The sequence below is a fragment of the Virgibacillus sp. MG-45 genome, from assembly GCF_036409425.1.
Taxonomy (GTDB): Bacteria; Bacillota; Bacilli; order Bacillales; family Amphibacillaceae; genus LDC-1.
The window spans coordinates 1-11402 of sequence record NZ_JAXOFU010000017.1; the positions used below are offsets into that span (position 1 = coordinate 1).

The window sequence follows — 11402 nt, forward strand, 5'->3', positions numbered from 1 at the left end:
AGGTCCGTTTTTCTTGACATACTGGTCGTTTTGTTCAGTTTTCAAAGAGCAAAAAGTTGTTTTTTAGCAACTCTTATATGTTACTACTTCATCTTGAGTAAGTCAACATCTTTTTAAAAAATATTTACAAAGATTATTGTCTTAATAAAGAAAATTATAGCATTTTCATAACGTCTTTGTCAATATAAGACACATTTCCAAAAGATGGTTTAAAGTAGTTTTTTTATCGGCTGCATTTTTGCAACAAAATTTATATTACTCCCCTATTAGATAAAAGTCAACAACGTATACTTAGCAATTTATTCCATCAAAACTCCCTTTGTTCCTTCTTTCACCGAATAGTATTTCAAAATTAGTACAGAATACATTTTATAAGAAGGGGGAGGTAGTTTATGCATAGAAGATTAACAATCGTCATTTTCTGTTCTACCCTTATACTTTCATGGGTTTTTATTCATTCTGCAGCAATTTCTAACGCACAAAAAAGAGAAAAGAACAACATGCAGATTTTACAAACGTATCAGGAAGATGTGACAGGAAACGGATTAAAAGAAAGAATTCAATTAAAAGGAAGTTTATTTTCTCCTGAAAGTAAATATTATCAAACTATAAACACAACTATTCAGACTAAAGACAATAATCATTGGACAATTACTTACGATGGTGGCTATGACCCAACCTTAACGTTTATAGATCTTAATCATGATCGAATTGCGGATATTTTTTTTCAAAGTGCCACCGGTGGAAGTGGTGGTATATACCAATCAAAGCTGCATACATTGGCCGCAAATACTTTAACCGAAATCCCTTTACCAAAGCTCGCATATGTATCAGGCGAATTTCAAGATAATTTTTCATTGAAGTTATCTTTATTTCCTCAAAAAGAGCCATTCTTAATTAACGCTAAAAATCGTGCGGATGAATACATTCGCCTTGGCCTATATAATAAGAAAGGAAAGCTATTAAAAAAACAAAATTTAATGTTTGATCCAATTGCCTTTTACGAGCCGATTTTCATTAATAAAGAAAAAGGATATGGACTAAAAAGCTATCAACAAGTAAGTGGTGCTTACCATGCAGATCAATTAGGTACCATCGAAACAATTTGGTACTATGACAATAATAAATGGATAAACCTCAAAACAGAGTGGCTTCCCTCCAAATAGTTTACATCACTATTACGATACAATATAAAAACGAGCCCCCAAACTAGAGGCTCGTTCTCAATTAATTCGCTACAATATTAACAAGTTTTCCAGGCACAACAATCACTTTACGAATTGTCTTGCCATCTAACCACTCTTGAATTGTTTCATCTTCGAGCGCTTTCTTCTCTAATGCTTCCTTTGAAATATCTTTCGCAACGTGCATCTTCGAGCGTACCTTTCCCATAACCTGAATGACTACTTCTACTTCATCCTCAACTAACTTTGAAGAATCATATGTTGGCCATTGTTCATAGGTTATCGAACTAGTATGACCTAAACGGCTCCATAGCTCCTCCGCAATATGTGGTGCTATTGGCGACAATAGCTTTACAAATCCTTCAACAAAATGCTTTGGTAGCTTACTCGACTTATAACCTTCATTAATGAAGACCATTAACTGCGATATACCTGTATTGAAGTGTAGATTTTGATAATCTTCCGTTACCTTTTTTACTGTTTCGTGATAAACCTTTTCCATCGTGCTATCTTGCGCATCAACTATTTTTTCAGAAAGAGATCCATCTTCATTAACGAAAAGACGCCAAATACGATCTAAAAATCGTCTTGCTCCATCTAAGCCGTTTGTTGACCAAGCAACTGATGCGTCAAGTGGTCCCATAAACATTTCATATAAGCGTAGTGTATCTGCGCCATGTGATTCAATGATATCATCTGGATTAACAACGTTGCCCTTTGATTTACTCATTTTTTCGTTGCCTTCTCCTAAAATCATCCCTTGATTAAACAATTTCATGAATGGTTCCTTCGTAGGAACAACACCGATATCATATAAAAACTTATGCCAAAAGCGTGCATATAGAAGGTGAAGAACTGCATGCTCTGCTCCGCCAATATATATATCAATTGGCAACCATTCTTTTAAAGCTTCTGGATCAGCTAATTGTTCCTTGTTATCTGGATCAATAAAACGCAAAAAGTACCAGCAGCTTCCTGCCCATTGTGGCATCGTGTTTGTTTCTCTTCGACCCTTCATTCCAGTCTTAGGATCGACAACATTTACCCAATCGCTATTTGCAAGTGGCGATTCTCCCGTACCAGATGGCTTGATTTCTGTCATCACAGGCAGTTCTAATGGTAACTGTTCTTCTGGAACCGTGGTCATGGAGCCATCCTCCCAATGAATAACTGGAATCGGCTCACCCCAATAGCGCTGTCTAGAAAACAACCAATCACGTAGACGGTAGCTAACCTTTTTCGTTCCTATGCCTTTATCTTCAAGCCAATCAATCATTTTAGTAATAGCTTCTGTCTGAGGTAGACCATTTAAAAAGTCTGAATTAACATGTTCACCATCACCAGTATACGCTTCCTTCAGAACATCACCACCAGCTACAACTTCAACAATTGGCAGCTCAAATTTCACTGCAAACTCGTAATCTCGTTCATCATGTGCTGGCACAGCCATAATTGCCCCTGATCCGTATGACATAAGGACATAATCCGCAACCCAAATCGGCATCTTTTCTAAGCTAGCCGGATTAATTGCATACGCACCAGTGAACACCCCGGTTTTTTCCTTGGAAAGCTCTGTTCGTTCTAAATCAGATTTCGATTGAATGTCTTGTATATACTGCTCAACCGCTTCTTGTTGTTCGTTTGACACGATTTTTTTCACTAACGGATGCTCAGGAGCTAAAACTGCATAGGTTGCTCCGAATAATGTGTCAGGTCTTGTTGTGAAAACAGTAAATGCTTCATTTATTCCATCAACCTGAAATGTTACATCTGCTCCTTCTGAACGACCAATCCAATTCCTTTGCATATCCTTTAAATTTTCTGGCCAGTCAAGCTCATCAAGATCCTCTAATAACCGATCTGCATATTCTGTAATTTTAAGAATCCACTGCTTCATCGGCTTACGAATTACAGGGTGACCGCCCCGTTCACTTTTTCCATCAATTACTTCTTCGTTTGCAAGTACTGTACCAAGTGCTGGGCACCAATTAACAGGAACTTCGTCAATATAGGCAAGCCCTTTTTCATAAAGCTTCGTGAAGATCCATTGTGTCCACTTATAATACTGTGGATCCATTGTACTTAATTCGCGATCCCAGTCATACGAAAATCCAATTTCCTTTAATTGTCGTTTAAAGGTTGCGATGTTACTGAGCGTAAATTCTGCAGGGCTATTACCGGTATCAATCGCATATTGCTCTGCTGGTAAACCAAAGGAATCCCATCCCATCGGGTGTAGCACTTCATAGCCTTGCATTCGCTTCATACGAGAAAGAATATCCGTAGCTGTATAGCTTACCGGATGTCCCACGTGTAATCCTGCACCAGAAGGGTACGGAAACATATCAAGCGCATAAAACTTATCCTTCGTTGAATACGTATCTGTTTTAAACGTTTTATTTTCATCCCAGTATTGTTGCCACTTTTTTTCAATTTGCTTATGATCAAAGCTCATTACTGCATCCTCCTATTAGTTAAAATATAAAAAGCCCTCATCCCATAGAAGGGACGAGAGCTGTAATTCCCGCGGTACCACCCAAATTAACGCAAAAGCGTTCGCTTGTATATCCTTAACGCGGACAAACGGCTAAAGCTACTCTAGTTCACTATAGCAACTTGAAGGCGAGTTCATAAACGATATGGGACAGTTTTCACCAGCCACTGCCTCTCTTAACCTATATCCATTTACTACTATTCCTTCGCTTCGTTTTTAATTATTATATTGAATTGTAATGAAAGCATACTGTTTTGTCAAGGTTGAATCAGTGGAAGAAGGGAAAGAAAGCGTGTAATACATTAAATTATGCTACACTTATCTCATTAATATGTAAGGAGCCTACAAATGCTAAAGACAATATTAGATTTTTCGCATCAATTAATCAAAGAAAGCGTAAAAAAAGAAGAGCTCGTAGTCGATGCTACTTGTGGCAATGGTAATGATACACTCTTTTTAAGTAATATCGTAGGAGAAAATGGAAAGGTGTTAGCGTTTGATCTTCAGGAACAAGCAATACAAGCAACTAGAAAATTAATAGAAGAAAACAGAAAAAACAATGTAATGCTTATTCATGATAGCCATGAGAATATTGGTTTACATCTATCTTCACATGACGTAATAGGCGGTGCTATCTTTAACCTCGGATATTTACCTAAAAGTGATAAAACGATTATAACGAACGCTACCTCAACCATTTCCGCTGTTAATGCCATCTTACAGCATCTGAAAATAAATGGTTTAATTGTTTTAGTCGTCTACCATGGGCACGAAGGCGGAAAAGAAGAAAAGGATGCATTATTAAAATATGTAACACAATTAAGTCAAAAGTCGTTCCATGTTTTGCAATATGGATATATTAATCAAAGCAATAATCCACCTTTTATTATTGCAATTGAAAAAAGACCTTAATTATAGGATGAAATACATACGATGTAATAAATATAGAAAAGAAGTACAAAACAAAAAAATGTAACATATCCTAATAAAGGATTGAATTTTTATGAGAAATAGCCGATATATAATATAGACACCTCAAAACTTATAACACGATTGCAATCTTAGCCACTGATTTACTATGTGTATGTGTTGCTAGGGTTGATAATAACAATTGGTTAGCATCACAGTAATTAAGGAGAAGGGAAATAATGAATTTTATTTTACTTAGTATTTGTATTATACTCGCCATTCTATTCTTTTATATCAGTTCCAAACCAAAAGTAGCATGGGTTAGAAATTCTTTTGTAATATACGGATCGATATTTTTATTGACTGCACTTGCTATTCCGTCCCTTTTTCTCGTTGAACATAAAGATGCCATCAAACAGATTATTGAAGAATCGATTGCCGTTACTAAAAATAATCAATATACTCCAGAAGAAATGAAAATATCAAAACATACGATTCAAAATGGGATAAAAATAGACGCTCCAAAGGATCAACAGCTTCCTGAATTACCTAGAGGTTGCGAAGTTACAAGCTTATCTATGCTATTAAAGCATCATAACATTCAGGTAGACAAACTCGAATTAGCTGAAAAAGTAACGAAAGATCCGACACCATATACGACCAAGAATGGAGAAATCTATTTCGGTAATCCTTATAATGGGTTTGTAGGAGATATGTATTCATTTAGCAAACCAGGGATGGGTGTTTATCATAAACCGATTGCCGATTTAGCTAAACAATATGTAGGAAACCGTGTACTAGACTTTACCGGGAAGGATTTTAACGAAGTAATTGATCAATTAAATTACCAACGACCTGTATGGGTAATTATTAATGCAACCTACAATAAACTTCCTAAAAGCCAGTTTACTACTTGGAATACGAAGGATGGAAAAATTAATATTACAATGAAGCAACATTCCGTTCTAATTACTGGCTATGATGAAAAATACATTTATTTTAATGATCCATTAAATTATGTTGACAAAGCTCCAATAGAAGAATTTAAAGCAGCTTGGGTTCAAATGGGAAAACAGGCGATCACAATTACCGATTAACTGTGGTCGCCTGTTTTTTTTGTGCTTACTATATAATTCAACTGCTTAACTATATATTAAATCTGATTCCTTTTCAGTTACCTTTGACACATCAAACTTCTTTTCGACAAAATTCTGGTGCCATAGCATAAACATGAGAACGGTCCAGATTTTTCTGCTGTAATCTCCCTTTCCTTGACAGTGGGATTCTAACAGGTTTAATACATAGCTCTTATCCAATACATAATCGGTTTCACTTTCATGAATTAATTGTTTTGCCCAACCATTCAATTCATTTTTAAGCCAATGACGAATTGGCACAGGGAAACCGAGCTTTTTACGATCGAGTACATGGTCTGGTATTATACCATGGGATGCTTCACGTAAAATATGCTTTGTTGTACCGTTGGCAATTTTCATATCAACTGGAATTTCGCTTGCGACTCGAAATACTTCTTTATCCAAGAAAGGCACTCTTAATTCCAACGAATTTGCCATTGTAACTCGGTCCGCCTTTAGTAAGATATCGCCACGCATCCACGTATGAATATCAACATATTGCATTTGATTAACATACGGATAGTCTTGCACATGTTCAAATAATGGGCGTGTAATTTGCTGATACGATAATTGGTGATTATAGGATTTGAGTAGCTTCTGCTTTTCCGCCTCTTCAAACATCTTTGCATTACCAATATAGCGCTCGCTTAACGGTGTTGTACCACGTTCTAAAAAGCTTTTCCCTTTTACTCCTTCAGGTATAACTGCCGCTACTTTAGCTAACATGCCTTTCACTGATGAAGGGACTTTTTCGAACACCTTTAAGGATTCTGACTCACGATAAATATTATAGCCCCCAAATAATTCATCAGAGCCTTCTCCAGATAACACTACAGTCACATGCTTTCTTGCTTCTCGAGAAACAAAATAAAGCGGTACACAAGATGGATCTGCTAATGGATCATCCATATGCCACATAATTTTTGGTAAATTTTCAATATATTCTTCAGGCGAAATTAAGTAGGAAATATTTTCTACCCCGAGTTTCTCCGCTGTCTGTTTGGCCACATCTATTTCAGAAAATCCATCCTGCTCAAAGCCAACCGAAAAAGTTTTAATAGACGGATTAAATTGTTTAGCAATCGAAACGATTAATGTAGAATCAATACCTCCAGATAAAAAGGAACCTACTGGAACATCACTGCGCATATGCACATTAACTGAATCATACATCACATCTTGTATTCTTTTAATCCAATCTTGTTTTTCACGTATCACCGGTTGGAAAGTAGCGTGCCAATAACGTGTGAGTTGAATAGGTTGTCCAGGTTTTTTTATAAAATAATGCCCTGGTTCTACTTTTTTGATACCAGTAGTCATGGTCATTGGTTCTGGTACATATTGAAAGCTTAAATAATGATGTAATGCATCTTTATCTACTTCTTCATTCTCCATCATTAAGGTAATGCTTTTCTTCTCAGATGCAAAAGCTGTTCCAAAAGAATTTTCATAATAGAACAATGGTTTAATACCAAATGAATCACGTGCTCCATATAATTGCTCTGTCTCTTTGTCCCAAATAAGTATTGAGAACATACCTCTTAAATATTGAAAAGCCTCTTCTTTATGTTTAGCAAAAAGCGCTGCAATAACTTCTGTATCTGAATCAGTTTGAAATGCATAGCCTTCTTCCATCAATTCTTCTCTAAGTTCTAGATAATTATAAATTTCACCATTAAAAACGAGCTGAATCTGTCCATCATTATAGCTTAAAGGTTGTGAACCACTTTCTATATCAATAATACTCAACCGACGAAATCCGAACGAAATATATGGATCAAAGTAATATCCCTCATCATCTGGTCCTCTATGAGTGATTAAATTATTTTGCTTTTTAAATAGTTCCATTTCTGATTCTGTTCTTTCGATTGGGTTATTAAATATCATACCAATGAAACCACACATCGTTGTCTACCTTCTCTCATAAATAAAGTATCATAAGTTTTATACTGCTAAAAACTCTATATTATCATACCATACTAGAAGCTTGTACAAAACTTCAAAATAACTTTTTATTTTTATTACTTTATATCCTAATTGAAACCATTAAACACCTCTTTATTTGCGAGTAGGCATTCCACCATCTTTTCAAAGTTACAATTAGGTTTATTACAAACATCTGACTTAGTCGAATATTTATCCAATCCATTTATAGTATGCTTTTGTATTCCAATGGAAAAATCTCGCCCTTCGTCCTGCTTTCTTAATTAATAATTTGCGCATTTTAGGTGACCCTTCAATAGCTTCCACCTTGGGGTCACTTAAATAAAGACCAACTAAACCATCGATTATCATCGAGTGAAAGGTGTTATCTGGTAGCTGTTGGATATGTTTTTTAGCCTGTCCAACAAAATAGACTAGTCTCTCATGCAAATGATCTATATCATCATAAAAGCTACAAAAATTCAAATCAGCCTCTTCTTCATCCTCATGTTGATCAATGTAATAATCAAGCAAGATATGCAAGCCTTGCACAAAAGGAAAATAGCTCCTATAAATTTGATTAGCTAATGTCGGTGTTAGTTGCATTCCTAATGAATAAGCTACAAGACAAAATATACCCAGCGTAGAACCAGTTGCAGCTGCAAACTCATACCAGCTTAATGAGTCATTAATTTTATTTTGTTGTTTTTTATACCACATAACGAGAAGCGGTATCCGCTCTTCTATATTTACATGCTTATAAACTTGAAGATCAGCATATAATGCTTGCAGCTGGATAAGCTCATCTCGACAGAATAAATAATGTGCTTTATTTTCTAATACTTGTTGACAAGTTTGTACAAGGGAGGCTAGATATCCGCCATCATCTTGATCTTTTCTATATGCATAATAATTTCGCACTGAATTCTCCGGCATTAATGCGTCTTTTGACGCTTCATGTAACAAACGAAAATCGCGTGGATCTAATGAAGTACTTCGATCACATAAATTATCAAGGTAATCACTTATTGTTTGGTATGCTACAATAAACTGGATTGATTGCCGCCAATTTTCACCTGCTAATAATGCGTACACTGCTCCCCCCTGACAATGAAATCGTTTCGTATTCAAGCTTGCTAATGCTTGCAAACGAAGTTCTTTATTTGGGATTTGTTGTGCGCGCTTACGCCAAATTGCTAGTTCATGATTTACGACTGGGAAAAGCGTTCTATAAACTTGATTCATCATTTTTAAAGCCTTTGTCGGTGTTTTTACTACCAATGTAGCTTCCTCCGTTCATTCACCCATCATTTTTGCTATACTACATAATACCATAGTTATTATTACCGTTACCAAATCAAAAAATCCTAATCAGCTTTTAGATAAGAAGGAGGAATAGATGATGATTCATCCATACAAAAATAAACAACCAAGGATTCATCAATCCGTGTTCGTTGCTCATAATGCAACAATAATTGGTGATGTAACCATAGACGAGGAAACAAGTATATGGTTTAATACGGTAATTCGAGGCGATGTATCCCCTACTCAGATTGGAAAAAGAGTAAGCATTCAAGATCTATCCATGGTACACCAAAGTCCAAACCTCCCTGTTATCGTTGAAGATGATGTTACAATTGGACATCAAGTAACACTTCATTCCGCAATTATTCGTAAAAACGCGTTAATTGGGATGGGTTCAATTATATTAGATGGAGCAGAGATTGGAGAAAATGCCTTTATCGGAGCTGGAAGTCTTGTCCCACCAGGTAAAAAAATCCCACCGCATACGATGGCCTTTGGAAGACCTGCGAAGGTTATTCGTCCGTTAACAGAAGATGATTATAAAGAGATGGAGCGAGTCAAGCAATCTTACGTTGAAAAAGGCAATTACTATCTATATCACACTGATTTAGCACAGCAAGTTGAAGATTAGAAACTTCTACGGAAGTCTGTATGAAAGCACACAAAGAGAAGCTAGAACAGTTATCATTCTTATGCACGTGATAAAAGTAGTCACCAGTAATGCAAGTCAACAAAAGAGCAAGCCAAAACAGCATGATCTTATCTCATTAAAAAAGTCAGACAGTCCATCGAAAGATGAACAATCTGACTTTTCCTATATAATAGGATTGCTCTAGCCATTGAGATTAAACCAATGCTTTTAATGCTTCAACTTTATCTGTTTTCTCCCATGGGAACAAAACATCCGTCCTACCAAAATGCCCATAAGCTGCTGTTTGTTGAAAAATAGGCTTTTGTAAATCAAGCATCCGGATAATGCCAGCTGGACGTAAGTCGAACACATTACGAACCGCATTAACCAGCTTTTCTTCGTCTACAAGCCCAGCATCAAACGTATTAATTGCAATCGATACTGGTTCTGCAACACCGATTGCATAAGCAAGCTGAACCTCACAGGACTTAGCTAATCCTGCTGCAACAATGTTTTTTGCTACATAACGAGCAGCATATGCTGCAGAACGATCGACCTTTGTTGCATCTTTTCCACTAAATGCACCACCACCATGACGTGCATAGCCACCATACGTATCAACGATAATCTTTCTACCTGTTAAACCTGCATCACCTTGTGGTCCTCCAATAACGAAACGACCAGTTGGATTAATAAAATATTTCGTATCTGCATCTAACAATTCTTCAGGCACTACTGGACGAATAACCTGTTCAATTATATCATGTTCAATTTTCTCTAATGATACATCCTGGTGATGCTGTGTGGAGATAACAATGGTATCTACACGAACAGGTTGATCATGTTCATCATACTCAATCGTAACCTGTGTTTTTCCATCAGGTCGCAGATAATCGACAATTTCTTCTTTCCTTACATCCGCTAAACGTTTCGCCAGTTTATGTGCAAGCGCAATTGGTAAAGGCATTAATTCCTCTGTTTCATCACATGCAAATCCAAACATGAGCCCTTGATCACCGGCACCTATCGCGTCAATGTCTTCTTCCGTCATTTTTCCTTGACGTGCTTCCAACGCGATATTTACTCCGCCGGCAATATCTGGAGATTGTTCATCAATTGCTGTCAATACAGCACAGGTCTCTGCATCAAAACCAAATTTAGCACGCGTATAGCCAATCTCTTTAATAGTTCGTCTAACGATTGCTGGAATATCTACATATGTATTTGTAGTTATCTCTCCCGCAACTAGCACTAGACCAGTAGTTACAGTTGTTTCACAAGCAACACGGGCATGTGGATCCTTTCTTACAATTTCATCTAAAATCGCATCGGAAATTTGATCACAAATCTTGTCTGGATGCCCTTCTGTTACCGATTCTGAAGTAAATAAACGACGATTTTTAGCCATATGGCTAAATCCTCCCTTTAATATATGGTACGGTACTCCAATTTTGTTTGATATCTATCCTGAAAAACAAAAAAAGCCTTTCCTTCTTAATTGAGGAAAGGGGTGTGGCCTTTCGCTCTTATTGTTCAAGGAAAAATCCTTGCATCAGGTTAGCACCTTTACACATACGTGTTGGTTGCCGGGCTTCATAGGGTCTGTCCCTCCACCGACTCTGAATAAGAGAGTATCCGCTCGAAATTTAGCTTAACGGAATTAGCTAAGCATGTCAACTTATTCAGCCTAAATGAACGTCTCAATCGATATGCATTTATTATTTCTAATATTTTTATTTTTTATTAGTATGGACTAATAGATTAAATGTGTTATACTAATAGCAGATTAGAAAAGATAAATAATATTACACAAAATCGAT

The 11402-nt window shown here is 36.4% G+C and carries 8 protein-coding genes, 1 riboswitch and 1 other annotated feature; of the genes, 4 read left to right on the forward strand and 4 right to left on the reverse strand.

The window, feature by feature from the left end:
• The first annotated feature begins 392 nt into the window (after positions 1 to 392).
• A complete protein-coding gene (locus tag SPK86_RS14565) occupies positions 393 to 1166 on the forward strand; it encodes a hypothetical protein (protein WP_330949705.1) in 774 nt (257 codons plus the stop codon).
• A 61-nt stretch (positions 1167 to 1227) separates the two neighbouring features.
• Here SPK86_RS14565 and leuS read toward each other — a convergent pair whose 3' ends face one another.
• On the reverse strand, positions 1228 to 3639 hold the full coding sequence (gene leuS, locus SPK86_RS14570) for a leucine--tRNA ligase (protein WP_330949706.1): 2412 nt from the start codon (positions 3637 to 3639) through the stop codon (positions 1228 to 1230).
• Positions 3640 to 3685: 46 nt separating this feature from the next.
• Positions 3686 to 3898: a binding site (T-box leader), on the reverse strand.
• 128 nt (positions 3899 to 4026) lie between these two features.
• Here leuS and SPK86_RS14575 point away from each other — a divergent pair.
• Entirely contained in the window at positions 4027 to 4590 is a 564-nt protein-coding gene (locus tag SPK86_RS14575; protein WP_330949707.1) for a class I SAM-dependent methyltransferase, read from the forward strand.
• 236 nt (positions 4591 to 4826) lie between these two features.
• The gene (locus tag SPK86_RS14580) at positions 4827 to 5684 is read left to right on the forward strand and encodes a C39 family peptidase (RefSeq protein WP_330949708.1); all 858 of its coding nucleotides are present in this window, start codon (positions 4827 to 4829) and stop codon (positions 5682 to 5684) included.
• 45 nt (positions 5685 to 5729) lie between these two features.
• On the opposite strand, the gene asnB is transcribed toward SPK86_RS14580, so the two are convergent.
• Complete coding sequence (asnB, locus tag SPK86_RS14585; RefSeq protein ID WP_330949709.1) at positions 5730 to 7628, reverse strand: asparagine synthase (glutamine-hydrolyzing); 1899 nt, start codon at positions 7626 to 7628, stop codon at positions 5730 to 5732.
• 231 nt (positions 7629 to 7859) lie between these two features.
• Positions 7860 to 8927 (reverse strand): tetraprenyl-beta-curcumene synthase family protein, encoded by a 1068-nt coding sequence (locus tag SPK86_RS14590; RefSeq protein ID WP_443089794.1) that lies wholly within the window; start codon positions 8925 to 8927, stop codon positions 7860 to 7862.
• A gap of 118 nt (positions 8928 to 9045) precedes the next feature.
• Between SPK86_RS14590 and SPK86_RS14595 the strand changes: the two genes are divergently transcribed.
• Positions 9046 to 9582, forward strand: coding sequence for a gamma carbonic anhydrase (locus tag SPK86_RS14595; protein ID WP_284141485.1), 537 nt, complete (start codon positions 9046 to 9048; stop codon positions 9580 to 9582).
• Between the two features lie 214 nt (positions 9583 to 9796).
• Here the strand turns inward: SPK86_RS14595 and metK are convergent, their stop codons facing one another.
• On the reverse strand, positions 9797 to 10990 hold the full coding sequence (gene metK / locus SPK86_RS14600) for a methionine adenosyltransferase (protein WP_284141484.1): 1194 nt from the start codon (positions 10988 to 10990) through the stop codon (positions 9797 to 9799).
• Positions 10991 to 11105: 115 nt separating this feature from the next.
• A riboswitch (SAM riboswitch) is annotated at positions 11106 to 11212 on the reverse strand.
• Between the last annotated feature and the right edge of the window lie 190 nt (positions 11213 to 11402).